We start from the raw sequence: 24,568 nt of genomic DNA on the forward strand, positions 1-24,568 counted from the left end.
ATGCGGGATCGGCAGGAATCAGGCAGCCGATACTTTTTCCGGTTTGGCCATCCATTCCTTGCCGCGCAGCATCGCCTTCCAGTAGATCGGCGGCAGGATACGCTCCTTGAGGAGCCAGGCCGTGTGGCTCGGCTTGGTACCGTCGATCAGCCAGCGCGGGAAGCTCGGCAGCAGCGCGCCGCCGTAGCCGAATTCGGCAAGCACGATCTTGCCCCTTTCCACGGTCAGCGGGCACGAGCCGTAGCCGTCATATTGGGCAACGGCGCTGTGACCGTCGATGTCCGAGACGATGTTTTCGGCCACCACCGGCGCCTGCTTGCGGGCAGCTGCCGCCGTCTTCGCGTTCGGCGCGTTCATCACGTCGCCGAGCGACCAGATGTTGTCGAAAGTTTTGTGGCGCAGCGTCGCTTGGTCCACGTCAACCCAGCCGGCTGCATCCGCCAGCGGCGAGACCCGGATGAAATCCGGTGCCGTCTGCGGCGGTGTCACGTGGATCATGTCGAACTCGACCTCAACCCGGCGGGCGTCCTTCTCAGGCTCCTTGACCTCGAAGGTTGCCTTTTTCGCCTGGCCGTCGATGGCCACCAGATTGTGGAAGTAGTTCAGGTTGGCGTTGTAGCGCTCGATGTATTTCATCAGGGCCGGCACGTAGTCCTTCACCCCGAAGAGAACGCCGCCGGCATTCATGAACTGGATGTCGATGTTGCCGATGGTGCCTGACCGGGTCCAGTGGTCGGCGGACAGGTAAAGCGCTTTCTGTGGCGCCCCGGCGCATTTGATCGGCATGGGCGGCTGGGTGAACAGCGCGCGGCCCTCTCTCATGTTCTGCACCAGTTGCCAGGTGTAGGGCGCCAGGTCGTAGCGGTAGTTCGAGGTCACGCCGTTGCGGCCGAGCGTGTCCACCAGGCCGTCGACCTTGTGCCAGTCGAGCTTCAGGCCCGGGCACACCACCAGCCGGTCGTATTTGACTACGCGGCAGCCGTCGAGGACGACCGCGTTGTCCTTGGGCTCGAAGGCGGCAACCGCGGACTTGATCCAGTGGACGCCCGCGGGAATGAGCGAGGCCATGGTCTTGGCGGTTTCCGGCGCCTGGAAAATGCCGCCGCCGACCATGGTCCAGCCGGGCTGGTAATAATGGACGTCGGCCGGATCGATGATGGCGATGTTGAGGCCGTGTTTGCGCGCTGCAAGGCTGGAGGCAACCGAGATGCCCGCCGCGCCGCCGCCGACGATGACCACGTCGAAGCGCGCGTCTTCCGCCGTTTCGGTCGGAGTCCTGCCGCCGTTGACGATGCGCCGGACCACACCGGCCATGTCGTAGCCGGCGTTCTTGGCGCTCGCCAGGATGTCGGCAACAGGCATGGTGCCTGCCTGGGCCAGGGACCACAGGGTCGCCGAGCGGGTTCCCGTCCGGCAATAGGCGAAGACCGGTTTCGGCAGTTCGTCGAGCGCGGCCTTGAAGGCCTTGGCATCTTCGTCCTGTACCTTGCCGGAGACGACCGGCAGGTAGCGGGCCTCAAGCCCGGCTTTCTTCGCCGCCGCCTCGACTTCCTCGAACGTCGGCTGATCCGCACCTTCCCCGTCCGGCCGGTTGCAGATTACCGACCGGAAACCGAGCATCGCGATCTCGGGGATATCCTTGGGGTCAATCTGCGGACTGACCGCCAGTTGCTCGTTAATCGCCCTGGTCTCCATGCGGGTCTCCCATTCCTTGCCTTGTTATTGTCTGTTTTGCTTTTTCAAAGCCCGTTCACGGGCACTTTCAGGAACCGTTTGCCGGATTCATCCGCTGGCGGAAGCTTGCCGGCGCGCATGTTGACCTGCAGCGACGGGATGATCAGTTTCGGCATGTCCAGTTCGGCATCGCGTTCGGTCCGGAACTTGATGAATTCCTCGCGGGTCTTGCCGCCGCCCACATGGATGTTGTGCTTCTTCTCCTCGCCGACAGTGGTTTCCCACTTGATGTCGCGGCCGTTCGGGCCGTAGTCGTGGCACATGAACAGGCGCATGTCGTCCGGCAGGGCGAGAAGCTTCTGGATGGAATCATACAGTGTGCCGGCATCGCCGCCGGGGAAGTCCGCGCGTGCCGATCCGCCGTCCGGCATGAACAGGGTGTCCCCGACGAAGGCGGCATTTCCGATCACATGCACCATGCAGGCCGGGGTATGACCCGGGGTGTACATGGCAAAGGCCGTCATCCCGCCGATCTTGTAGGTATCGCCGTCGGAGAACAACCGGTCGAACTGGCTGCCGTCGCGCTGGAACTCGGTGCCTTCGTTGAAGACCTTGCCGAAGGTGTCCTGGACGACGGTGATCTTGTCGCCGATGCCCAGCTTGCCGCCAAGCTTGCTCTGGATATAGGGCGCAGCCGACAGGTGATCTGCATGCACATGGGTCTCGATCAGCCATTCCAGCTTGAGGCCGTTCTGCTCGATATAGGCGATGATCTCGTCGGCATGATCGTAGGTGATGCGTCCGGCGGCGTAGTCGATGTCCATGACGCTGTCGACGACGGCGCAGGCATTGCTGTCCGGATCCTTGACCACATAGCTGATCGTGTTCGTCGCCGGATCGAAGAAGGCTTTGACATCGGGTTTGACCGACATGTCGACCGGATATTCTGCAGTACTCATTCTGGTCTCCCTATTAGCCGGAGCCCCGGCTGTTGTGGTTCATTATCGGCCAGGCCGATCTCAGGTAGAAGAGGGTGCCGACTGGCGGACACGGATGCCGGCAACGACACGAAGGGTGATCATTCCGGCCAGAATTGCCGCCGCCGTGAGAATCGGCTCGGAAACCCCCAGACCCATGGCCGGGACGAGCCCGCCCGGACAAAAGCCGCTCAGGCCCCAGCCGATGCCGAAAATCGCGGATCCGCCGACCAGTTTCATGTCGATGTCCTTGCGGGTCGGTACATGAAAGACGGTCGAAAGGACAGGGGCCGGCATGCGGAAAACGAGCCGGTAGCCAATGCCGGTGACGATCAGCGCGCCGCCCATGACGAAGATCAGGCTCGGATCCCAGGTACCGAAAATATCGAAAAAGTTCAGCACCTTTGCCGGATCGGCCATGCCGGACAGAAGTATGCCGACGCCGAACACGAGGCCGATCGCGAATGCGGAAAGGATTCTCAGCATGGATCAGCCTCCAATCACGTGGCGCATGACATAGACCGTGATCAGGCCCGTTGTCATGAAGGTCAGGGTGGCGACGATCGAACGCACAGACAGGCGCGACATGCCGCAGACGCCATGGCCGCTGGTGCAGCCGGAACCGAGTGAGGCTCCGATGCCGACCAGGAAACCGCCGATGACGAGGAAGATCGGTTCGACCGGAACCGTGATCTGCGGCATTTGCCCGGTGGCGAACAGGATCGCCATCGGACTTGCGATCATGCCTGCGATAAACGCGGCCCGCCATGCCCAATCGCCCGTTCCCGGCCGGGCAAGAAGGCCGGCGGCAATGCCGTTGATCCCGGCAATTCGTCCATGAAAGGCCATGAGTGCCACCGTGGCCAAACCTATGATCGCGCCGCCGATCAGCGACAGCACGGGGGTGAATTCCGTCATTTGAGAGCCCATCCTTATATTCAATATTTTGAATATAGTGGTTGCCCGCCCGAAGTTTCAAGTCTGATTCCAGGCTTTGTTGAACGTAACGGTAATTTGGGAAGTGCGCGGGCCGGTGGCGGGGCAGGGTTACCCTCATTAATCGCTTCGACACTGGCATTCGACGGCAAAGCGGATCATGCTGACAAGGCTGAAGTGGCGCCATGATTCATGAGACGGGTGGGGGAAAGAAGGAATGGGTTTCAAAATGGGGAGGTTGGCCGTTTGGGCCGCGTTGGCGATATCCGCCGTGTTGGTTTCGGGACCGGTAACGCCAGCGCACGCGCAGGAGGACGGGACGGATATCGATCTGAAACTGTTCGGCACGAAGGATCTGCCGTCGAACCCGACCGGATGTCATTTTGCCCTGTGGCAGGCGAACCGTGACCCGGCAACCGACAAATACGCTTACCTGTTCTACCTGCCCTTTTCCGAAGACGGTGCGCCGCTCAAGGCGCGGATGAAGATCGGCGATGAATTCATTGAACTCTATGAAATCGCACAGAGTCAGGAACAGACTGTCGGCGGCCTGCCGCGACATTTTGCCTACCGCTCCGACAATCCGAGATACCGTGTTCTGGTCGAATTGCTCAAGGTTGGCGATGGCGGTTCGATGGCACCGGTTACCGAGGCCGACATCTACGTCGTCCGGTCGAAGAAGTTTCCGTTTCTTGCGGGCGCCAGGGGAGAATACGGCTGCCCGGGCAAGGGGCCGATGAACCTTCAGGCGCCGCCTCCCGCTGAACCCCCAGCCGAAGAACGGTCGGAAAATTCGGATGCGATAAAGCTGCCGGACATGGCACGTTGGACCGGTCCGACCGGTCTCCCGCTCGGGCCGCAGCGCTTGTTGGCGAGCGCGGATGACATTCCGGTCCCGCTGCGCCAGGCCCTGTTCAAATACGCCTACCAGGAATGCGATCTGGCCGCCCCGAGTGCCTGGAACGGCGCCAGCTATGTGGTCAACAACAACTACCTTCTCTGGGAGCTGCCCTGTTTTACCGGGGCGTATCAGGGCTCCAGCGCTTTCGGTGTGACGCAAAATCCCCCCGGCGACTGGGCCAACGTTCTGGTGCTGCCCACGCTGCCTGGAAACCTGGCCGACGAGAGCTACGGCGTGATGAATGCGCAGGTGTTCAACGACAAAGGCCTGATCACTGCGACCGAGTTCGGCCGCGGGCTCGGAGACTGCGGCATCTACAAGGTCTTTCGCCTGACGGATGGTCCGGGCGAGGAGATCGAACTCGAACTTCTCGAATACCGCGAGAAGATCGACTGCAACGGGACGGCTAATTTGCCCGAGATCTGGCCCCTGGTTTTCCGGTCGTATTAGACGCCGCGGGTGCCGTCGGCTCCTCGCATAGCACGACTTCCATGCCGTTCGGCCATTTCCGGACGAGCGCGCCCGGCAGCAGGCGGGCGGGATTGGTGCTGAGCGCCGGTGCTTCCTGGTCCGTCTTCGGTCCGGAGAACTCGCCCATCGGTCGCAGGATCGATTCATGCAGGATGCTGCCCACGTAAAGCCGCTTGAGACTGCCGTCTGCCAGGATCTGGAAGCGGCTCGGCCACAGGCGCAGCACCCACCGGCCGCCGTTGGGATCCGACGTCTCGTCCTTGTGGATGAGAACAAGGGCCGGCGTCCGGCCGTTCTGGGTTCGGGGCAGGATCGGCAGCTTGTCCGCCGGCGTCTGGCCCTCGACAAAGCCAGATGCGGTGCTTAGGGACCATTTCGGTGGCCGTGACCAGCCATGGGCTGCAAGCACGGGCGCGAGCCGGGACGGATCGCCCGCATACTGAATGACTAGCGGCTCCTTCGTGCCGCCGCTGAGCTCGATGCGGTTCTGGGGCAACTCGGTCCAGCCGCTTGCCTGCCATTCCGTTTGGGTCAGGATCTGAAACCGGTTGCGCGGCTCGTAGGTGGCGATCGCCTGGTCCAGATGGGTCGTCACGTGCCAGCCGCCGAAGACGGTGAGAGTGCCGACCACGATCGCGGCCAGCGTGTTGCGTCCGATCTTCTCGTTGTGGATCGGGCCGAAGACGAAGGCGAAAGCCGATACGATCGCGAGGCCGAACAGGAAGCCGGCAAGCACATCGGACATCCAATGGGCGGCGAGGTAGACGCGCGAAAACCCGATGGTGATCACGTAGATGGCTGTGACCGTGAAGATGCCGGCCTTGATCCATCGGTTGCGGTCATGGGCGATCAGAACGGCGCATATGCCGAAAAGGACCGCATTCAGGGTCGCATGACCGCTCGGAAAGCTGAAGGAATCCGCGCCCGAGTAAAGCGCCATCGGCCGGGAGCGTTCCAGAAGCGCCTTGAACAGCGGCACGAAGATCGCCGTGCTGCCGATGGCGATCAGAAAACCCGTGGCCCGGCGCCACGCCCGCCTGAAAAACAGGTAGAGTGCTGCGGCGGCCGTCACGACGGTCACCACGATGCCATCGCCGAGCGAGGTGAAGAAAACCATGATCGTGTCGCCGATCGGGGTCCGCATCGACGAGAACAGGTTCAGGATCGCCACATCGGCCCGGACCATCGGCTCGCCCGGAGCAACCTCGCCGATAAAGAAGAAAAACGCCGGCATGGTGATCAGCAGCAGGAGTGCGGACACCAGCATGCCGATGGAGCGGGGATGATCGGGGTCGAAGGTCGCCGCGATCCATTGGGACGCCCGGCCGGGTCGCTTGGCGAACCAGTTGACGATCGCGACATGGGCGCCGGGGAACAGCGGGATGATGATCAGGATCAGCCAGCGGCCCAGCATGACCGCCAGGAACAGGATGACGCACAGGCCGCCGATGACGAAGGCCAGCCGCGAACTGATCTGGCCGATCGCTTCCAGCGCGGTACCGGCCAGAATGCCCGGTCCCAGATGCGCCGCGCTCCAGGCAATGGCCGAGGTCACGTTGATGATCGTGAACCGTGTCGCATTCATGCCGACCATGCCGGCAATGCCCGGAACCACCGATTTTACGCCGGGCACGAAACGTCCGATGAAGATGCTTTTGCCGCCGTGTGCGCGGAAGAACTCCTCGCCCCGGTCCATCAGGCTGGAGTAGCGAGACAGGGGCCAGAGCCCGCGGACCTTGTCCTTGTAGAAATGGCCGAACCAGTAGGAAAGGGCATCGCCGGCCGTGGCGCCAAGGACCGTCCATATGAAGATCGAAACGCCGTCGAGTTTGCCGAGGCCGACCAGGGTTCCCGCCCCGACCAGAACGACCGTGCTCGGAACCACCAGGCCGATGATGAACAGGGCCTCGCCCATGGCCACGATGAAGCAGATCAGGCCCGCGAGGGAAGGGTTGTCTCCAATGAAGGCAACGATCTGTCCAAGGATATCGGTCACGAAGTGAAAGCTCGTTTTCTGGGCGGAGTCTGGCCCGAGGCTGCCATCGAATGGCACTCATATAGGCAAGCGTGGCGTGACTTAACAGAAAAAAGGGAAAGCTGAGGCAATGATTGCGGTGCCGTGCCTGCGACCAATTGGTTTCTCGGCTATAGTGAATGTCTTTCGAACCCGAGGTCGGACGTATGTTTGAATCCGCACAGCTGCCCCAGAAAATGGACAAGGAGACGTTCCGGAAACTGAAGCCTCAGCTTCGCTCCGAACTTCTGTCGGCGCAGCTGGAGATGATCGAAAAGAAGACATTTTCGACCCTGATCGTCGTGGATGGACTGGATGGCGCCGGCAAGGGCGAGGCGGTCGCGCGGCTCTACGACTGGATGGATGCGCGCCATCTGGTCTGCAACGCCTATGGCGAGCCGCTGGACGATGCACGCCTGCATCCGCCCTTGTGGCGCTACTGGCGGGGTCTGCCGGCCAAGGGAGAAACCGCCATCGTTTTCGGCAGCTGGTATCAGAATCCGGTCCGCGGACGTATCTACGGCGAGATCGATGACAATGAATTCGAGAAGGACCTGGCGCGGATCGAACGGTTCGAGGAAATGCTCGCCAATGAGGATGTCCTGATCCTGAAATTCTGGTTCATCCTGCCCAAGAAGGACCAGGAACGGCGTCTGAAGAAGATCGACAAGAAAAATGCGGCGCGCCATGTCCTGTCCGACTGGGCGGCATTCAAGAACTATGACAAGGCCGTCGAAGTCGGCGATCGGATCATTCTGGAGACCAGCAAGGGCCATGCGCCCTGGTTCGTCATTCCCTCCCAGGACCCGGAATACCGGGATGCGGCCCTTGCCCAGACCGTCGCGCGGGAAATGAAGCGGAAGTTGGCCGATGGCGAACCCCAGAGCATGGCCGCGCCGCCGGTCGTCGGCGGACTGAAACGCAACACCGCGGTGGATGCGGTCGACCTGACGGCGAAACTCGGCAAGTCGGATTACGAAAAGCAGCTGGACAAGCTGCAGTCCCGTCTGTCCGACATGTCGGACAGCAAGGCGTTCTCGGACTCAGGGATGGTGCTCGTGTTCCAGGGAAACGATGCCGCCGGAAAGGGCGGAGCGATCCGCCGGGTGATCAAGCCGCTCGATCCGCGCATTTACAAGGTCTATCCCATTTCGGCGCCGACGGACGAGGAAAAGGCCAGGCCCTATCTGTGGCGGTTCTGGCGGCGCCTGCCGCGCCGGGGGCAGATCGCGATTTTCGACCGCTCCTGGTACGAGCGCGTCCTGGTGGAGCGGGTGGAGGGCTATGCCGGTCACGAGGACTGGCTGCGGGCTTATAGCGAAATCAACGATTTCGAGGCGGAGCTGACCGAGTTCGGCTACGTTGTCTGCAAGTTCTGGCTTGCCATCAGTGAGGAGGAGCAGTTGCACCGGTTCAAGGAGCGCGAGGAAACCGAATACAAGCAGCACAAGATCACGGACGATGACTGGCGCAACCGGCTCAAGTGGGAGCAGTACGAGGTGGCCGCGGGTGACATGATCGATCGCACGTCGACCCATTATGCCCCCTGGACGATGATCTCCTCGGAGGATAAGCGCCATGCGCGCATCGAGGTTCTCAAGACCATCTGCGACCGGCTTGAAAAGGTGCTCTGAAAACCTCTCAAGCCGGCCGGAATATCAGAGAGCGTCCTGCAGATAGCCGATCGCGGCCTGAACGCCACCCGGCTTGTGCGGAATGCCGAGTTTCGCAAGACCGAGCTCGATCGCCGACAGGGTGCCGAGCACCATGACGCCGTTGCAGTGGCCCATGTGGGCGATCCGGATGCCCTGTCCGCTCAGCGCGCCGATGGTTCCGCCGATGGTGACACCGCAGACTTCCTTGGTGAAGCTGCGCAAGGCCGCCGGATCATGGCCGTTCAGCCGGACCACTGTGACGCTGTCGGATCTGTTTTCCGGGGCGAGGATATTGAACTCCAGCGCGCCGCCTTCCGCCCAGACGGTCACCGCCCGGCGGGTGGCTTCCGCCAGCAATGCGTGTCGCCGCCAGACGTTTTCAAGGCCTTCTTCCTCGATCAGACCCAGCGCTGCGCGGAAGCCGAAAAGCATATGTTCCGGCGGCGTGCCGCAGTATTTTTGGTAATGCTCGGGACCGTTGCGGAACGTCCAGTCCATGTAATTGTTGCGCAAATCCGCGGTTTCGTGCGCCTTCACTGCTTTCGGACCGGCTGCGACAAAGGAAAGTCCCGGCGGCGTCATCAGGCCCTTCTGCGATCCTGTCAGTGCGACATCCACCCCCCAGGCATCCATTTCGAACGGCAGGCAGCCGAGCGATGCGATCGTGTCGACCATCAGCAGGGCGCCGTGGTTGGCGGCATCCATGGCCTTGCGGATGGCCTTGATGTCGTTCCAGGCCCCCGACGCCGTGTCGACCTGAACCACCAGGACGGCTTTGATCTCGCCTGTGGTGTCCTGCTTCAGACGCGCTTCGACGGCGGCCGGGTCGACCGCTTTTTTCCAGTCGCCGGCGAGCACTTCCGTGTCGAGGCCGGCAATCCCTCCGGCCTCGCCCCAGCCAAGCGCGAAGCGGCCGGATTCCAGCACGAGGACCTTGTCGCCACGGCGCAGCGTGTTCGTCAGCGCCGCATCCCAGGCGCCGTGACCGTTGGCGGCATAGATGTAGGTCTGATGCTCGGTGCGAAAGAGCGTCTTGAGGCCTTTGAGACAGATATCCGTCGTCTCCAGCAGCGGGCCTTCATAAATATCGACGGCAGGCCGGTGCATGGCGCGCAGGACTTCGTCCGGCACATTGGTCGGACCCGGAATCATAAGGAATTCCTTGCCGTTTCGCAGAGTCATTTCGGGTGAATCCTTGGGCGGTGAACAAAATGGGGCGGGATGTGTATCCGGTCCCAATTGTATAAATGGCCGCGCATTATCCGCCAATCGGAAAGATGCCGAATTGGAAAAAGGCATGCCGCCTGCGGGCTTACTCTGATGAGCCCGTTTCCAATCGTTCCAGTCGGTCGGCCAGAAAATCGTAAACCCTACGCACGCGTCGGCTGACCTTCAGCTCCCGATGGGCGGTCAGCCAGACCGGCAGTTTCGGGATGGCCGCGTTCTCCAGGATCGGAACCACGGCCGGTTCGGTCGCGCCAACGACCTTCAGCACGAAGCCGATGCCGTAACCGGCCACCACCATTTGCCAGCAGACCGCCTGGTTGTCCGAGCGGAACGGGAAAAATCCGCGGCCGACCTTCAGCCCGGCCGCCTCGAACCCCTTGATGATGAGATCGCTGCGATCATAACCGACAACGTCATGGAAGCGCAGGTCCTTGATCGTTTCGGGAGTGCCGCGAGCGTTAAGGTATCCGGGGGTCGCGAAGGCGCCGGAGCTGAGGTCGGTTATCTTGCGGGTAATCACGTCGATCTGGGTCGGCCGGTACATGCGAACGGCGATATCCGCTTCCCGCTGCAGCAGGTTCTCCGTACGGTCCGAGGCGACCAGCTCGATGTCGATCTCCGGCTCGTCCCGCCGCAGGTCGGTGAGGATGTCGGGCAGGACGTAAGTTGCCATGACCGCGCTGGCGGTCAGCCGGACCGTTCCGGCGAGCGATTGGGCGCGGCCTTCGCGCGCCAGCCGCAGGTCTTCCGCAGCGTCGGCCATCCTGAGGGCATAATCATAAAGTTCGGCGCCGGCCTCCGTGAGGTCCAGTCCGCCCGGCGTCCGTTCGAACAGCCTGGTTTCGGTCTGCATTTCCAGGGCCGCGACATGCCGGCTGAGCGTCGGCTGACTGCTGCCGAGTTTGCGTGCTGCGGCGGACAGAGAGCCGCTCGAGGCGACCGCGGCAAAGGATTGCAACAAGCTCCAGTCGAGAGGTGGTTTCATCGAGATCTATTCATATTTGAATACCAATGCTTCATTATTAGCCGATTTTGTTCCTGGTATGAATATCCCATGTTCCGGCTCATGACCTATGCAGCAAGGAAGGACAGGCTCATGCAGAAGAAAGTTGTGGTTCTCGGAGCGACCGGCCGGTTCGGCCGGGCGGCAATCACGGCCTTCAGGGCTTCGGGATGGACGGTCCGCGGATTTTCCCGGTCGACCCCCGATCCGCGCCCGGCGGATGCACAGGAGTGGATGACCGGCGACGCACATGACCGGGACAGCGTGATCAATGCCGCAGAGGGCTGTGACGTGATCGTCAACGCGCTCAATCCGCCCTATCCCTTGTGGCGGCGAGATCTTCCGGTGTTTACCAGGAACGTGATCGCGGCGGCCTGGCGGTCGGGCGCGACGGTGATGTTGCCTGGAAACGTCTATAATTACGGCACCGGCATGCCGTCCGTCCTGAGCGAGGAAACGCCTCACAGGCCGACGGCCCGCAAGGGACATTTGCGCGAAGAGATGGAACAGAGCTACGCCGGGTGCGGCATCCGCACCATTCTTCTTCGGGCCGGCGATTTCATCGACGGGCGAAAGACCGGCAATTGGCTGGAAGATTACATTCTTGCCGATTTGCCAAAGGGAAAGATCATGTATCCCGGCCCGCTCGACCGGGTCCATGCCTGGGCCTATCTGCCCGATATGGCCGCTGCCATGGCGGGGCTGGCCGACAAGCGTCACGAGTTTGCCGATTTCGAGGAATTCGGCTTTCCAGGGTATGCCCTGACCGGCCGCGAACTGATCGCGGCTGCGGAACAGGCCGTGGGCCGGATCCTGAAGGTCACGCGCATGCCGTGGCCGCTGGTTCGGGCCGCCGGGCTTTTCAGCCCGCTCATGCGCGAAGTTGCCGAAATGGCCTATCTGTGGAAGGTGCCGCACCGAATCGACGGCAGCAAACTGGCCCTGGTCCTCCCGGACTTGCGGATGACGTCGGTCGACGAGGTCATGACCGTTGTCGCTGAAAACCTGACCGGACAGCGCACATCGGAAAATAATCAACAGCTTAAAATTGCCGACAATGGAGCATTGGCGTCCGATTTGTCATAACCACTGAAGCCTGATCTCTCCGATTCCGGCTGGACACCTGCCTCCGTTCAGAAGCTTCAAGCTTGCAGCGCACAAACTTTTCGTGGGCAGGTTGTCAATTGTCTTGTTTCCGTTGGGTAAGAGACTCAAACTGCTGTTCTGTTTGAGTCTCCCGTATTGGCGTAAAAGCATGATTCTGGTCGATAAAGGCGAAAGTCCTTTGATCCTCTGCCTGCCGCACAGCGGGACGCAGATTCCTCCGGCTATTGAAAACCGGATGAACGCTACGGGTCGGCTGCAGACGGATATTTCCTGGCGGCTGGAAACGATTTTCGACGTGGCTTCGGGCCTGGGCGCTACTTTGCTGCGCTCCACCGCCTCGCGTTACGTGATCGACGTGGACCAGCCTCCCGAGTTGCAGCAGGATCCCGAGACCGATCCGTTGAACGCGCTGTGTCCGGTGACCACCCTCGACAACAAACGGATCTACCAGCTCGACGAGGAACCGGGCCCCACCGAAACGGAGCAACGCGCGCTCCTGTTCTACTACCCGTTTCACGACGCCCTTCGCCGCGAAGTGGAGCGGCTGAAAAAAATCCACGATACGGTGGTCCTGATCGATTGCCGCTCGGTTCGCTCGAAGATCAAGGGCTTTATCGACCAGGAACTCGCGGTGCTCAATCTGGGCACGGCGGAACATACGGCCTGCCATCCCGATCTGGCCCGGACGTTCGCCGCCACGTTCCAGGGCGTGGACGGAATAACCGTGGCCGTCGATGACGTCTTCCGGGGCGGCTATATCACCCGGACCTACGGTCTGCCCGATATCGGGGTCCATGCGATGACGCTGGTCATCGCGCAAAGGGCATATCTCCGCCATGAATCGCCGCCTTTCGAGCCGGATCGGACCGGGTCCGCCCGCCTGAAGACGCTTCTTGCCCAGGCGTTGGGCAGGGTAAGCGAATGGGCAGAGGGATTTGAGCCGGATCCGGCGGATCAGCTTTTCGACAAGGATGCTGCGGTCTCTTGACCGCCCTGACCGCGAAACGCCGGCCTCAGACGACGTTGCGCTCGATCAGGGGCCTGTTCTGCCCGAACCGCTCGATGGAAAGCGGTGTGAGATCAAGCGTCTCATAGCGGCCGCAGGCGATCAGTTCGGCCATCCCGCGGCCCACCGCGGGCGACTGCTGCAGGCCGTGGCCGGAAAATCCGAGCGCGAGATAAAATCCGTCCAGATCCGGTACGGCGCCGACGAAGGCGTTGTGGTCGAACAGGTTCATGTCGTAGGAACCGGCCCAGGCAGTTCCCGGTCTGATCGCCTCGAAGGCCGGGACGCGGGCGGCCAGCGTCGGCCAGATATGTTCCTCGAACAGTGCGTAATCGACCTCGAAGTCGTTGCAGTCCGGGTCGTCGGCGGCATCGGGCGCGGAGCCGCAGATGTAGCCGGTGCCTTCCGGCCGGACATAGGTGCCGTTCGGATCGATCAGCAGCGGGAACCGGGGAAGGACATCGCGGCATTCGAAGGTGAAGACGCAGCGTTTCCGGCTGTGGATCGGAATGTCGAGCCCGGCCTTGCGGCAGATCTCCGCCCCGCCCGACGCGCCCGCCGCATTGACGACCGCCGGCACCGAAAGGCTGTCGCCATTTGAAAGGTCGATCCGCCAGCGGGAGCCCTCCCGCACCAGATCGTCCGCCCTCGCGGCAATATAGTCGACGCCGAGTGAGCGGGCCTTCTTGCGGAAGGCTTGCATCAGACCGTAGCCGTCGAACCAGCCTTCGCCGGACAACCCGTGGCAGCCGGCGGCAAGGTCGTCGACGTTAAGCCAGGGGAATTTCGCCTTGAGGCCGTCCGTGTCGAAAAAGGCGATATCGGCGCCGAGGCGCGTCTGCAGGGCATGGTTTTCGGTGAGAATGTCCTGCTTGTCCGGCGTGGCCAGGAAGAGGTAGCCGCCCTCGTTGAGATCGATGACCGGCCGGTCGCCGTTGACCGCGAGCCGGTCGCCGATCTCCCGCAGGAACTGAATGCCGAACAGGGAGATCTCGATATTGATTGCGCTGGAAAACTGTTGCCGGATCGAGGCGGCGGAGCGTGCCGAGGCGCAGACCTGGTAGGACGGATCGGCCTCGATCACGACGATCCGGCCGGAAAAGTCATCGCGGCCGGCAAGCTGGCAGGCGATGGAGGAGCCCATCACGGCTCCGCCGATGATTGCGACGTCTGCAGTCGATTGAGCCATCCGGCACCGCCAGGAAAGGGCCGGAGGCGGAGGCCCCCGGCACTATTGAGACTGTGTTTTTCTTAGAAAAAGGCCTGCAGGCCGGTCTGTGCCCGGCCGAGGATCAGCGCATGGACGTCATGCGTGCCCTCGTAGGTGTTGACCGTCTCCAGGTTCTGGGCATGGCGCATGACATGGTATTCCTCCTGAATGCCGTTGCCGCCGTGCATGTCCCGGGCCTGCCGGGCGATGTCCAGCGCCTTGCCGCAGTTGTTGCGCTTGATGAGCGAAATCATTTCCGGGGCGACCTTGCCGTCGTCGAACAGGCGGCCGACGCGCAATGCTGCCTGAAGGCCGAGCGTGATTTCCGTCTGCATGTCGGCAAGCTTCTTCTGGAAAAGCTGGGTCTGGGCAAGCGGACGGCCGAACTGGACGCGCTCGAGACCATACTGGCGCGCGCGCATCCAGCAGTCTTCCGCCGCTCCCATGGAGCCCCAGGCGATGCCGTAGCGGGCGCGGTTGAGGCAGCCGAACGGCCCCTTCAGTCCGGAGACGTTCGGTAGCAGGGCGTCCTCGGAGACTTCCACATTGTCCATGACGATTTCGCCGGTGATCGAGGCGCGCAGGGAGAGCTTGCCGCCGATCTTCGGAGCCGAGAGGCCCTTCATGCCTTTTTCCAGAACGAAGCCGCGGATGGCGCCGTCATGGGCTTCCGACTTGGCCCAGACCACGAACACGTCGGCGATCGGGGAGTTGGAAATCCACATTTTCGAGCCGGTCAGCTTGTAGCCGCCGTCGATCTTTTCGGCGCGGGTGCGCATGCCTGCCGGATCGGAACCGGCGTCCGGCTCGGTCAGGCCGAAACAGCCCACCCATTCGCCGGTCGCGAGCTTCGGCAGGTATTTTTTCCGCTGTTCCTCGCTGCCATAGGCGTAGATCGGGTGCATGACCAGCGAGGACTGCACGCTCATCATGGAGCGGTAGCCGGAATCGACGCGCTCGACTTCACGGGCGACAAGGCCGTAGGAGACATAGGACGCGGCCGCGCAGCCGTAGTCTTCCGGCAGGGTGATGCCGAGGAGGCCGAGTTCGCCCATCTCGTTGAAGATTTCCCGGTCGGTCTTTTCTTCCCGGTAGGCGTCGATCACGCGCGGCTGCAGCTTTTCCTGGGCGAAGGCATGGGCGGTTTCCATGATCAGCACTTCGTCTTCATTCAGCTGATCGCGCATCATGAACGGGTCTTGCCAGTCAAACACGCCGCCGCCCGCCGGGGAGGCCTTTCCTTTTACCGGAGCATTCATGGGGTTTCTCCTCGTGCCCGCCTGCCGGGCTTGTGATTGTCAGTATACCTGCCACGATCGCGCGGCGTCTCGTCAAATTCGGCACAATCTGCCCCGTGCGGCAATTGCGGAAAAGCGATTTCTCCTCCATTGTTCATGCCGAACTGGAATGAACTCCCTCCTTTGAAGATGCGAACGACATGAAACGCGCCTTTCTGCCGCCGGCCGATGCCCTGATTGCTTTCGAATGCGCCGCGCGCCACCTGAGTTTTACCCGCGCTGCCGAGGAACTGCATCTGACCCAGGGGGCGGTGTCGAAACAGGTGCGCCATCTGGAGGACCGGCTCGGAGTCGAACTGTTCCGCCGGGTCCGGCAGAGGATCGTTCTGACCGACGCCGGCCGGCTTTACCTCCATGATATCCGGGGCGCTCTGGAGCAGATGACGACGGCGACCCGCCAGGTCATGTCTTACGCTGGCAGCGAGGATGTGCTCAATCTCGCGGTCCTGCCCACATTCGGTACCCGATGGCTCGCCCCGCGCCTGGCGGGATTCCAGCGCCGCTATCCGAGTGCCGGCCTGAACCTGAGCGTGCGCCTGCAGCCCTTCGACTTCGATAACGAGCCGTTCGATGGCGCCATCCATCATGGCGACCCGGTCTGGGCCGGGGCCATTGCCGAGCCGCTGTTTCCCGAAGAGGTGGTGCCGGTCGCATCGCGCGCGTTCCGCGACCGCCACGGCATTCGCAAGCCGGTGGATCTGGTAGATGTTCCGCGCTTGCAGCTGGCGACGCGGCCGCTTGCCTGGCGGCGGTGGTTCGACATTGCCGGGGTGGAAACCGACGCGGCCTTCCAGGGCGCGCGTTTCGAACAATTCGTCATGATCTCGGAAGCCGCCGTCCACCATGCCGGTGCTGCGCTCATTCCGAAATTCTTCATCGAGGAGGAACTTTCCTCCGGCCGGCTGGTTCGTCTGTTCGATATGCCCATGCCGCAGGAAACCGCCTATCATTTCGTTTATCCGGAAAACCGGACCCTGCGTCCGGTGGTCCGGGCCTTCCGGAGTTGGCTGATGGAAGAAGCCCGGGCCGCAAGGGCGGACCGGGAAGAGATGCTGCCGGGATAAGATGTGAAGGAAACCGATATGAGCCAAAGCCATTTGCGTCTTATTCTCAACGGTAAGGCCGCGCAGCGCGAAGATGTGCGCGCCGCGGTCGGTAAAGTGCGCGATGCCGGCCATGAGGTGTCGGTCCGCGTGACCTGGGAAGACGGCGACACGGAACGCCTGACCCGTGAGGCGCTTGCGCGTGCGGCCGAAGACGGAATCGATTGTCTGGTCGCAGGCGGCGGCGACGGCACCGTGAACGCGCTCGTCGCCACGCTCCATGCGGAACTGCCAAAGGATGAAAAGCCGCCGTTCTCCCTGGCCGTTCTGCCGCTGGGAACCGCAAACGATTTTGCGGCCGGCATGGGGATGAACCCGCGGGATCTGGCCGCCTGTCTGAAGATCGCGGCCGAGGCGGAGGCGAAGCCGACCGATATCGGCCTGGTCAACGGACGGGCATTCATCAATATGGCGACCGGCGGTTTCGGAGCCGGCGTGACCACGGAGACGGATCCACGTCTGAAGAATACCCTTGGCGGGGCTGCCTATCTCTTCACCGGTCTGAACCGGTTTGCGGAACTCGATGCCTGTGAAGGACGGATCGAAGGCGACGGCTTTTCCTGGGAAGGTCCCTTTCTCGCTCTTGCCATCGGCAACGGACGTCAGGCCGGAGGCGGGTTTCAGCTTTGCCCGGATGCGGATCTCAATGACGGCAAGCTGGATCTCTCCATCATTCCCGCACCTCAGGCTGCGGATGTGCCGGACATACTGGGCCGTCTTCTTCAGGGGGGGCTTGAAGGCCTGCGCGGCGCCGTCGTGAAGAAACAGCTGGCGGAACTGACCATCCACGCGGATCAGCCCTTGCAGATCAATCTCGACGGCGAGCCGCTGCATGCTGCGGATATCGAAGTGAAAGCGCTGCAAGGCCGTATTGACATGAGACGCCCCTGATCTGGGCCAAGAAGCGGCTAATTTGGTGGGGTTCCAGTAATTGGTTTGAAATCAAACTATCAACACGCTAAAACTCCGGAATGGTTGCGCGTCTGAAGCCCATGGGTTTAATCGGCGCGATAGAATTCAAATGGCCTTCGAGGTCATGATTAGGGGCGGATGCGAAACGATGACAAAAGAGACCATGACCGCGGGCGGCGCGCTGCTCGCCCGTCTGAAGACCTTGGGCGTGGATTACATTTTCGCCAACTCGGGAACCGACTTTCCGCCGATCATCGAGGGTCTGGCGGAAGCACGCGCCAAACAGATCGATCTGCCTGAAGCCCTGATCATGCCCCACGAAAATGCCGCCATGGGCATGGCCCACGGTTATTACTTCGCAACCGGCAAGGCCCAGGCGGTCATGGCGCATACCAACGTCGGGCTGGCCAACTGCGCCATCGGCGCGATCAACGCGGCGACCGATCACGTGCCCGTGCTGCTGTTTTCCGGCCGGACCCCGGTGGTCGAGCGTGACCGCCTCGGCGCCCGCACCGTGCCGATCGGCTGGGGCCAGGAAATGCGCGACCAGACCGCGCTCGTCCGTGAGGCCACCAAGTGGGACTATGAACTGCGCTTCCCCGAACAGGTCGCCGAAATGGCCGACCGCGCCTATGCGGTCGCCACCTCCCTGCCCAAGGGGCCGGTCTACATGAGCCTGCCGCGCGAGGTGCTGTGCGAGCCCTGTCCGGTCTCCGAACTGGAGCCGGCGCCGACCATGAGCGCGCATAAGATCGGCGTTCATGCGGAGGCCATCGCCGAGGCCGCCCGCATCCTGGCGGAGGCGGAAAAGCCGCTCATCGTCGCGCAGCGCGGCACCGGATCGGCTGAGGCCTTCGCCGCCTTTGCCGAGATGGTCGACACCTGGGCCATTCCGGTTTCACAGTACTGGGCGGTTCAGCTCGCATTACCGACGTTCCATTCCATGAACGCGGGTGCGGATCTGGAGCCTTATATCAGCGAGGCCGACGCCATCGTCGTGCTCGACTGCCTGGCGCCCTGGGCACCGGATGTCCACAAGCCGCGCGCGGACTGCAAGATCGTCCAGATCGGCCAGAACCCGCTTTATTCGCGGTTTCCGGTCCGCAACTTCCGCTCCGACGTGTCGATCATGGCGGACACGGCCGATGCGGTGCTTGCGCTTGCCGAGGCCATGAAGGCCCATCAGGCGGCTCAGGCCGACAAATGCGCTGCCCGCCGGGACAAGGTCGTGAACCGCACCAAGGCGACGCGCGACAAGGCCCTGGCCGCGGCCGACGCCGGCAGCGGCGCGCCGATGACCAAGGCGTACGTTTCCAGATGCCTTTCGGACGCGATCGCGAACAGGCCGGCCACGGTTCTCTCCGAACTCGGCTGCCCGCTCGCCCAGATCGACCTGAAGGACCACAACACCTGGTTCCAGGAACCGCATTCCGGCGGTCTCGGCTGGTCGTTCCCCTGTGGTCTCGGATTTCAGCTTGCGGACCGGAACCGGCTGGTGGTCGCCACCATGGGCGACGGCTCCTATATGTTCTCAAATCCGGTGACCTGCCACCAGATCGCGGAATCCCTCGGCCTGCCGATCCTGATTCTGGTCTTGAACAATGCCGAATGGGGCGCGGTGCGCCACTCGGTGACCGGCATCTATCCGGACGGCTACGCGGCGAAATCCAATGACATGCCGCTGGTCGGCCTTGCCCCCAGCCCGGATTTCACCAAGGTGGCGGAAGCAAGCCGCGCCTGGACGGCAAGCGTCGCCGACGGCAAGGACCTGCCCGGCGTGCTGGCGCAAGCCATCCGGCACATCGATGCAAACCGGACCCAGGCACTCGTGGAAATAAAGATCACGGGTTAACCCGCGACAGGCAGATGGCAAGCGACCCGGGTCATTGCGGAGTGGGCGCGTTCTGTTCGGGTCGGGGAGGCAACGCCACCCCGACCGATGCGCTTTTGACCGTCGTCGCGGTTTCCACCGAATTGCCGGACACCGTGGTCCTTGACCCGACCACCGCGCCGCCCGCGGAAACGGAGACGCAACCGGCCAGGAGGCCTGCGCTCAAGAGGGTGGGTATGATCTTTGCGATGGGAAACATGGCGGAACCGTTCAAATCCAGCGGCGCACCCGCGCCTTGTAGGATTGATAGTCCGCGCCGAAGACGGACTCAAGCGCAGCTTCCTCCGGCTTGATCTGAATCTCGGTCAGAAGCCAGACGAAAGCGGGAACGATCAAAAGGGCCGCCAGCGTCCCGAGATAGAGCGACCAGCCGGTCAGGAGGGTGGCCATGCCGAGATACATCGGGTTGCGTGAAATCCGGTAGAGCCCGGAGACGACCAGGCTTCCGGCCCGTTCCGGCCTCAGGGGATTGATCGTGGTTCTTTTCCGCAGGAAGGCGAGAACGCCTATGCCCTCGATCAGCACGCCGGCCCCCGCGCAGACCGCCGCCAGAACCATCCGGCCGGGAAAGGCGATCGTCAGGGCAGGCAGATACGCGGCCGCGCACCAGAGCGCTCCGGCGGCAGCAAGGCCGACAATCGGCGGCGGTATAATCGGGCGCATCAAACCGTGACCTCAAGGATTCCGGACCTTTAGGGCATTTATATATTTACGGATGGCAGCACCGGAAAGCCCCGGCGGAAGTGCGTACGGCGCAATCGCCACTACGTGACGGAAATCACATCGCTTTTTTCCTGGTGCTGCTAGATCTTCGTCGAAGATGACCGAAGACCTTTCATGCTTCTGCAACGGATTTTGAAGCAATTGACGCCAGGATGCGGACACGGTCAAATCAGGAACGATTAATTGGGGGATGCGACCATGAACAGAAGGCCAGCCCGGCGGACACATTCTTTCGTTGCGGCATATCTCCTCGCAGGCCTGGTACTGGTATGCGGCCTGTCGGACAAGGCGTTCGCCGGCGAACGCCTCGCCCTGGTCATCGGCAACGCCGATTACGGAAGCAAGACTCTCACGCCGCTCAAGAACCCGGCCAATGATGCGGCGCTGATCGCCGACAGCCTGAAAACCGCGGGCTTTAACGTCGATCTCGTCCTGAATGCGGACCTGCGCACCATGAAGCGGTCCGTCCGCGACTTTACCGACAAGCTCAAACAGGCGGGAACCGGATCGATCGCCGCCGTCTACTACTCCGGTCACGGCTTCGAGGCGGGCGGGCACAATTACCTTGCGCCCCTGAAGGCCGACCTGCGTGACGAGGTCGACGCGGAATTCGAGGCCCTGTCGGTGGACTGGGTTCTTTCTGCCGTCGAAGACGCCCATGACGGCGCGAACATCGTCATCCTCGATGCCTGCCGCAACACCGCGCTCAAGCGGTCGGCGGGCGGTACCGCAGGCGGCTTCACCCTCCTGTCCAGCACGCCGCGCGGGAGTTTCATTTCCTTCGCCACGGCGCCGGGCAGCACGGCTGCCGACGGACAAGGCATCAACAGTCCCTACAGCGCTGCCATCGCCCGGGAAATTCTCGTACCCGGTGCCACCATCGAAGCCGTCTTCAAGCGCGTTCGTCAGCAGGTGGTCGAGGCGACCGGCGGCGATCAGGTTCCCTGGGACCATTCGTCCCTGACCACCGATATCGTGCTGGTTCCAGGAGCCGGCCAGCCCGGCGGCAATACGGTCGCAAGCGGATCGGGCGCCAACGGCGCCATTCAGCTTGAGCTGCAGTTCTGGAACGACGTGAAGGACAGCACCGACACGGCCGAGATCCAGGCCTATCTGGACCGGTTCCCGCAAGGGGCCTTCGCCGAACTCGCCCGCAAGCGGCTGGAGCAGGTCGGAAGCGGTGGCTCCGGCGATATCGAGAAGTTGTTCGCAAAGCTTCAGAGCCGGTCCCTGCTGGTAGAGAACCCCACGCGTCCGCACGAATTTTACGCCAATGCGCGCCTGCGCGAACTCAAGGGCGACTATCCGAAAGCCCGACAGGATTACCTGAAGTATTTCGCCTTCGGCGAGCCCCAGGTCGATCCGCATCTGCGCTTCCAGGCGGTTCTCAAGGTTCAGGAAGGCCGGGCCGGCGCGCGCGAGGTCTACCGGGCTCTTTCACAGGGCCGGCGCGACCCGACCACCCTGTTTGCGGAAATCATGCTGGAAGACCGCGACGAGCGGGTGCGCCGCCTGAGCGCCTTCATCGACGCCTATCCCGATTTCGCACCGGCCCTTTACGAACTCAGCCTGGACTACTCCCAGGTCCGGCTCGGCCAGCAGTCGCTTGCGGACAAGACGAAGGAACTCGACCTCCTGAAACGCTTCATGACGGGCGTCGAGGACGGTCATTACCTGCGCTATTTCATCGACCAGCAGATGGCGGCCGAACGCGTCGAGGATGCCAAAACGCGGCTGGCGGCCCTGTCTCTCCTGAACACGACGGCGCTCGCCAATCCGGTCAAGGTCATCCCCATGCGCTCCAATCAGGGCTGGATGCTCAACCTGTCGATTGCCGACCGCACGCGGGAAATCTTTGTCCGCCTGCCCGGCGGGGATTTCCGATCCACCGGTTTCGTCAATGGCGCGGTCGACCCGACCACCGGCCAGCCGATCCCCTATCCGTCGTTCGAGCTGCCCGGAACGGCGGGGGATACGGACATCGACGTGAAATACACCGATATCCGGGGTGAAACCCAGGGGCCTTTCACGGTGAATTTCCGCCCTGGTGCCGCCCTTGTCGCCGGCCAGAAGGACATTCTGGAACGCCTGTCCAACGCCTGGGTCAGCTACCGTGACTGGAACGGCAAACGGCTGGTCTATTTCACGCAGCTGATCAGCTATCGCTGCGCCATCGACACCGTGCTCTACGGTGTCGATACCGATACGCCGAACACGGAGTTCGAGATCGGTGAATGCGATCCGGACAATCCCCATGCGATCCCGAACGATGGGCCAGGATCGCTTGTCTATACGGCTATCCCCAAACCCACCGGATACATTTCGGTTCAGCTCTCCTACGCGGACGGCACCCGGTCCGAGGTGAAACGGTTCGATGCGCCCAGATGATCTCGCAGTCACGCGCATCGGCGAGCGGGAAGACCGCCCGGCGCGCGCGACACAGGCCCCTCCCTTTGCGCCGCGCGCGGCCGGCCCGTGGCGGCGGCTGGCGATAGCGCTCATCGCCAGCGTTCTGGCCGTGGCGATTGCCTTGCCGCTTGCGACACGGCTCGATCCGGTGATCGGCGATCTGCTGCTGTTCCGCTTTGCCGACGTCAGTGCGACCAAGCGGGACGACATCGTGATCGTCACCCTCACCGAAGACACGCTCGCCCAGTTTCCCTACCGCTCGCCCATCGATCGTGGGTTTCTGGCTGATCTGATCGGCACGCTCGACGCGGCCGGTCCGAAGGCCATCGGGCTCGACATCCTGCTCGACAGCCCGAGCGACCCCGATAAGGACCGCCGGCTGTTCGACGCGATCGACCGGGCCTCCAGCCCCGTGATCCTCGCGGTGGCAAAGGGGGCAGCGTTGTTGACGGACCGGCAGTACACCTATCTCCAGGAGGTTGTCGCGAACCGCAAGCACGGCTCCGTTATTCTCCAGCGTGACGACACCGACGGTATCCTGCGCCATCTGCCGCAGCCCGGTGACCGGAACGGCGAACCGGTCCTGACGTTCACGAGCGCCCTGGCCGCAGCCGGCAACGGGTCAAATCCCGTCAGCGGACGGATCCTTTATCATCCGCCGGAACAGGATGGCGCGCCGGCCTTTCCAAAATATCCGGCGCAAACCGTCGCGTTCCTGCCTCCGGACTGGTTTGCGGACAAATACGTCCTCATAGGCACCGACCTGCCGAATATCGATCGGCACCCGACGCCTCTTGTTTCCATTGCCGGCTCGGCCGCAGGGACCCTGCCCGGGATCGTGATCCACGCCCATATCCTGGCGCAGGTTCTGTCCGGCCGCATGATCGGGACCCTGTCCCTGACGCAAACGCTGCTCCTGATGGCAGCCGCCGCCCTTGCCGTCGCGCTGATATTCGGCCGCACGCGGCGGCCCGGCCGGTTCGCGCTCTTTCTCGCCGGGGCCATTGCCGTCTATGCGTTCGGTGTCTGGTTTCTGGTCAGCAACGATATCCTCATGCCACCGGTCCTCGGACCTCCGGCCGCGGCCCTCGTCTGCGCCTTTCTCCTCGCGGTCGTGCGCTGGCGGGCGGACCGGTCGGAGCGGGCCTTCCTGAAGACGGCCTTTTCCCGGTATGTCAGCCCCGCCGTCGTCAAGCGCCTGTCCAGCGGCGACATCAGCCTGGCGCTCGGCGGCCAGAAACGGACCGTGACCTATCTCTTCACCGATCTGGAAGGCTTCACGACTCTGTCGGAATCCTTGCCGCCGGATCAGGTCGCGGAGCTTCTGAACGGGTATCTCGACCGGATGTGCGACCTGATGACAGAGCACGGGGCGACGATCGACAAGATCATCGGCGACGCCGTCGTCGGTTTTTTCGGCGCACCGGAAGACATGCCCGACCAGTCGGCGCGCGCGGTAAAACTCGCGATGGCGCTGGACGCCGCCTGTGAAGCCTATCGCGCGGACGCGGTTCGCCGGGGCATCCCGCTCGGGGCCACCCGCATCGGCGTCCACCGGGGCGAGGCGGTGATCGGAAATTTCGGCGGACGGCGCTTTTTCGATTACACAGGCATTGGCGACACGGTGAACACGGCAGCGCGGCTTGAAGGGGCGAACCGATATCTCGGAACCCGGATTTGTATCAGCCGGAACGTGGTGGAAGACTGCGACACCGTCGCATTCCGGCCGGTCGGCGACATCGTCCTGAAGGGGCGTGCGGCCCCGCTGACCTGCTACGAGCCGATGCCGGCCGAGGACGCCTCGGCGGGTTGGATGACATGTTATCTTGAGGCATACCGGCACATGGCGGACGGCAGCACACAGGCCATCGCCGAATTCGAACAGGCAGCGAAACTCAATCCCGAAGACGGGCCGACACGATTGCATCTGAAGCGCCTGCAGGAGGGCGCCATCGGCGCAAAAGTGGTCTTTTCGGAAAAATAACGGCAACATCCCAAATTGTTATCGGCAGAGGTGTTCCCCAGGCCGGTATCGACAGCACCAGGAGACG

General features: G+C 62.7%; 20 protein-coding genes. 9 read left to right on the forward strand and 11 right to left on the reverse strand.

What is annotated here, in order from left to right; translation table 11 throughout:
- Nucleotides 1-18 precede the first annotated feature (18 nt).
- From ACN0SO_RS14900 to ACN0SO_RS14915, 4 genes are read right to left on the reverse strand one after another with little or no spacing between them, the layout of a single operon-like run.
- A complete protein-coding gene (locus ACN0SO_RS14900; protein ID WP_417679051.1) occupies nt 19-1,695 on the reverse strand; it encodes a TIGR01244 family sulfur transferase in 1,677 nt (558 codons plus the stop codon).
- Between the two features lie 44 nt (nt 1,696-1,739).
- On the reverse strand, nt 1,740-2,633 hold the full coding sequence (locus tag ACN0SO_RS14905) for an MBL fold metallo-hydrolase (RefSeq protein ID WP_417679053.1): 894 nt from the start codon (nt 2,631-2,633) through the stop codon (nt 1,740-1,742).
- A 60-nt stretch (nt 2,634-2,693) separates the two neighbouring features.
- A complete protein-coding gene (locus tag ACN0SO_RS14910) occupies nt 2,694-3,137 on the reverse strand; it encodes a DUF6691 family protein (protein ID WP_417679055.1) in 444 nt (147 codons plus the stop codon).
- 3 nt (nt 3,138-3,140) lie between these two features.
- Nucleotides 3,141-3,569: a YeeE/YedE family protein gene (locus tag ACN0SO_RS14915; RefSeq protein WP_417679057.1), complete on the reverse strand. Its 429-nt coding sequence runs from the start codon at nt 3,567-3,569 to the stop codon at nt 3,141-3,143.
- Nucleotides 3,570-3,804: 235 nt separating this feature from the next.
- Between ACN0SO_RS14915 and ACN0SO_RS14920 the strand changes: the two genes are divergently transcribed.
- A complete protein-coding gene (locus ACN0SO_RS14920; RefSeq protein ID WP_417679059.1) occupies nt 3,805-4,938 on the forward strand; it encodes a DUF1176 domain-containing protein in 1,134 nt (377 codons plus the stop codon).
- Here ACN0SO_RS14920 and ACN0SO_RS14925 read toward each other — a convergent pair.
- Nucleotides 4,895-6,955, reverse strand: a complete 2,061-nt coding sequence (locus ACN0SO_RS14925) for a VTT domain-containing protein (RefSeq protein ID WP_417679061.1) — start codon at nt 6,953-6,955, stop codon at nt 4,895-4,897. The two genes, ACN0SO_RS14920 and ACN0SO_RS14925, sit on opposite strands and share 44 nt — an antisense overlap.
- Before the next feature lie 158 nt (nt 6,956-7,113).
- Here ACN0SO_RS14925 and pap point away from each other — a divergent pair, with 158 nt between their 5' ends.
- Nucleotides 7,114-8,607 carry a polyphosphate:AMP phosphotransferase gene (pap, locus tag ACN0SO_RS14930; RefSeq protein WP_417679063.1) on the forward strand — a complete coding sequence of 498 codons (1,494 nt, stop codon included), beginning with the start codon at nt 7,114-7,116 and terminating at the stop codon, nt 8,605-8,607.
- 24 nt (nt 8,608-8,631) lie between these two features.
- On the opposite strand, the gene ACN0SO_RS14935 is transcribed toward pap, so the two are convergent.
- Together ACN0SO_RS14935 and ACN0SO_RS14940 are read right to left on the reverse strand one after the other, a co-directional pair.
- Nucleotides 8,632-9,810, reverse strand: coding sequence for a pyridoxal-phosphate-dependent aminotransferase family protein (locus ACN0SO_RS14935; protein ID WP_417679065.1), 1,179 nt, complete (start codon nt 9,808-9,810; stop codon nt 8,632-8,634).
- Between the two features lie 130 nt (nt 9,811-9,940).
- Nucleotides 9,941-10,840: a LysR family transcriptional regulator gene (locus ACN0SO_RS14940; protein WP_417679067.1), complete on the reverse strand. Its 900-nt coding sequence runs from the start codon at nt 10,838-10,840 to the stop codon at nt 9,941-9,943.
- A gap of 111 nt (nt 10,841-10,951) precedes the next feature.
- Between ACN0SO_RS14940 and ACN0SO_RS14945 the strand changes: the two genes are divergently transcribed.
- A complete protein-coding gene (locus tag ACN0SO_RS14945) occupies nt 10,952-11,944 on the forward strand; it encodes an NAD(P)H-binding protein (protein ID WP_417679069.1) in 993 nt (330 codons plus the stop codon).
- Between the two features lie 169 nt (nt 11,945-12,113).
- Nucleotides 12,114-12,953, forward strand: coding sequence for an N-formylglutamate amidohydrolase (locus tag ACN0SO_RS14950; RefSeq protein ID WP_417679071.1), 840 nt, complete (start codon nt 12,114-12,116; stop codon nt 12,951-12,953).
- Between the two features lie 25 nt (nt 12,954-12,978).
- Here ACN0SO_RS14950 and ACN0SO_RS14955 read toward each other — a convergent pair whose 3' ends face one another.
- Together ACN0SO_RS14955 and ACN0SO_RS14960 are read right to left on the reverse strand one after the other, a co-directional pair.
- Entirely contained in the window at nt 12,979-14,160 is a 1,182-nt protein-coding gene (locus ACN0SO_RS14955) for an NAD(P)/FAD-dependent oxidoreductase (protein ID WP_417679073.1), read from the reverse strand.
- Nucleotides 14,161-14,222: 62 nt separating this feature from the next.
- Nucleotides 14,223-15,440: an acyl-CoA dehydrogenase gene (locus ACN0SO_RS14960; RefSeq protein WP_417679075.1), complete on the reverse strand. Its 1,218-nt coding sequence runs from the start codon at nt 15,438-15,440 to the stop codon at nt 14,223-14,225.
- A gap of 179 nt (nt 15,441-15,619) precedes the next feature.
- On the opposite strand from ACN0SO_RS14960, the gene ACN0SO_RS14965 reads away from it, so the two are divergent.
- From ACN0SO_RS14965 to ACN0SO_RS14975, 3 genes are all read left to right on the forward strand, one after another.
- Nucleotides 15,620-16,543: a LysR substrate-binding domain-containing protein gene (locus ACN0SO_RS14965; RefSeq protein ID WP_417679077.1), complete on the forward strand. Its 924-nt coding sequence runs from the start codon at nt 15,620-15,622 to the stop codon at nt 16,541-16,543.
- A gap of 18 nt (nt 16,544-16,561) precedes the next feature.
- Entirely contained in the window at nt 16,562-17,473 is a 912-nt protein-coding gene (gene yegS / locus ACN0SO_RS14970; protein ID WP_417679079.1) for a lipid kinase YegS, read from the forward strand.
- A gap of 169 nt (nt 17,474-17,642) precedes the next feature.
- Nucleotides 17,643-19,346 carry a thiamine pyrophosphate-requiring protein gene (locus ACN0SO_RS14975; RefSeq protein WP_417679081.1) on the forward strand — a complete coding sequence of 568 codons (1,704 nt, stop codon included), beginning with the start codon at nt 17,643-17,645 and terminating at the stop codon, nt 19,344-19,346.
- Nucleotides 19,347-19,377: 31 nt separating this feature from the next.
- Here ACN0SO_RS14975 and ACN0SO_RS14980 read toward each other — a convergent pair whose 3' ends face one another.
- Nucleotides 19,378-19,584, reverse strand: coding sequence for a hypothetical protein (locus ACN0SO_RS14980; RefSeq protein WP_417679083.1), 207 nt, complete (start codon nt 19,582-19,584; stop codon nt 19,378-19,380).
- Between the two features lie 11 nt (nt 19,585-19,595).
- The gene (locus ACN0SO_RS14985) at nt 19,596-20,048 is read right to left on the reverse strand and encodes a methyltransferase family protein (RefSeq protein WP_417679085.1); all 453 of its coding nucleotides are present in this window, start codon (nt 20,046-20,048) and stop codon (nt 19,596-19,598) included.
- A 258-nt stretch (nt 20,049-20,306) separates the two neighbouring features.
- Here ACN0SO_RS14985 and ACN0SO_RS14990 point away from each other — a divergent pair, with 258 nt between their 5' ends.
- Nucleotides 20,307-22,496: a caspase family protein gene (locus tag ACN0SO_RS14990; protein ID WP_417679087.1), complete on the forward strand. Its 2,190-nt coding sequence runs from the start codon at nt 20,307-20,309 to the stop codon at nt 22,494-22,496.
- Nucleotides 22,483-24,501, forward strand: coding sequence for a CHASE2 domain-containing protein (locus ACN0SO_RS14995; protein ID WP_417679089.1), 2,019 nt, complete (start codon nt 22,483-22,485; stop codon nt 24,499-24,501). The genes ACN0SO_RS14990 and ACN0SO_RS14995 overlap by 14 nt, the downstream gene beginning before the upstream one ends.
- Nucleotides 24,502-24,568 lie beyond the last annotated feature (67 nt).

This window comes from Roseibium sp., assembly GCF_048260565.1.
In the GTDB taxonomy this organism is placed as follows: Bacteria; Pseudomonadota; Alphaproteobacteria; order Rhizobiales; family Stappiaceae; genus Roseibium.

Bases quoted from the DNA above. Each gene is read 5' to 3' on its own strand.
- ACN0SO_RS14910 (WP_417679055.1), bottom strand. From the start codon at position 3,137: ATGCTGAGAATCCTTTCCGCATTCGCGATCGGCCTCGTGTTCGGCGTC.
- ACN0SO_RS14990 (WP_417679087.1), top strand. From the start codon at position 20,307: ATGAACAGAAGGCCAGCCCGGCGGACACATTCTTTCGTTGCGGCATAT.
- ACN0SO_RS14900 (WP_417679051.1), bottom strand. From the start codon at position 1,695: ATGGAGACCAGGGCGATTAACGAGCAACTGGCGGTCAGTCCGCAGATT.
- ACN0SO_RS14915 (WP_417679057.1), bottom strand. From the start codon at position 3,569: ATGACGGAATTCACCCCCGTGCTGTCGCTGATCGGCGGCGCGATCATA.
- ACN0SO_RS14905 (WP_417679053.1), bottom strand. From the start codon at position 2,633: ATGAGTACTGCAGAATATCCGGTCGACATGTCGGTCAAACCCGATGTC.
- ACN0SO_RS14920 (WP_417679059.1), top strand. From the start codon at position 3,805: ATGGGTTTCAAAATGGGGAGGTTGGCCGTTTGGGCCGCGTTGGCGATA.
- ACN0SO_RS14935 (WP_417679065.1), bottom strand. From the start codon at position 9,810: ATGACTCTGCGAAACGGCAAGGAATTCCTTATGATTCCGGGTCCGACC.
- ACN0SO_RS14975 (WP_417679081.1), top strand. From the start codon at position 17,643: ATGACAAAAGAGACCATGACCGCGGGCGGCGCGCTGCTCGCCCGTCTG.
- ACN0SO_RS14955 (WP_417679073.1), bottom strand. From the start codon at position 14,160: ATGGCTCAATCGACTGCAGACGTCGCAATCATCGGCGGAGCCGTGATG.
- ACN0SO_RS14995 (WP_417679089.1), top strand. From the start codon at position 22,483: ATGCGCCCAGATGATCTCGCAGTCACGCGCATCGGCGAGCGGGAAGAC.
- ACN0SO_RS14985 (WP_417679085.1), bottom strand. From the start codon at position 20,048: ATGCGCCCGATTATACCGCCGCCGATTGTCGGCCTTGCTGCCGCCGGA.
- ACN0SO_RS14950 (WP_417679071.1), top strand. From the start codon at position 12,114: ATGATTCTGGTCGATAAAGGCGAAAGTCCTTTGATCCTCTGCCTGCCG.
- ACN0SO_RS14980 (WP_417679083.1), bottom strand. From the start codon at position 19,584: ATGTTTCCCATCGCAAAGATCATACCCACCCTCTTGAGCGCAGGCCTC.
- ACN0SO_RS14960 (WP_417679075.1), bottom strand. From the start codon at position 15,440: ATGAATGCTCCGGTAAAAGGAAAGGCCTCCCCGGCGGGCGGCGGCGTG.
- ACN0SO_RS14940 (WP_417679067.1), bottom strand. From the start codon at position 10,840: ATGAAACCACCTCTCGACTGGAGCTTGTTGCAATCCTTTGCCGCGGTC.
- pap (WP_417679063.1), top strand. From the start codon at position 7,114: ATGTCTTTCGAACCCGAGGTCGGACGTATGTTTGAATCCGCACAGCTG.
- yegS (WP_417679079.1), top strand. From the start codon at position 16,562: ATGAGCCAAAGCCATTTGCGTCTTATTCTCAACGGTAAGGCCGCGCAG.
- ACN0SO_RS14965 (WP_417679077.1), top strand. From the start codon at position 15,620: ATGAAACGCGCCTTTCTGCCGCCGGCCGATGCCCTGATTGCTTTCGAA.
- ACN0SO_RS14945 (WP_417679069.1), top strand. From the start codon at position 10,952: ATGCAGAAGAAAGTTGTGGTTCTCGGAGCGACCGGCCGGTTCGGCCGG.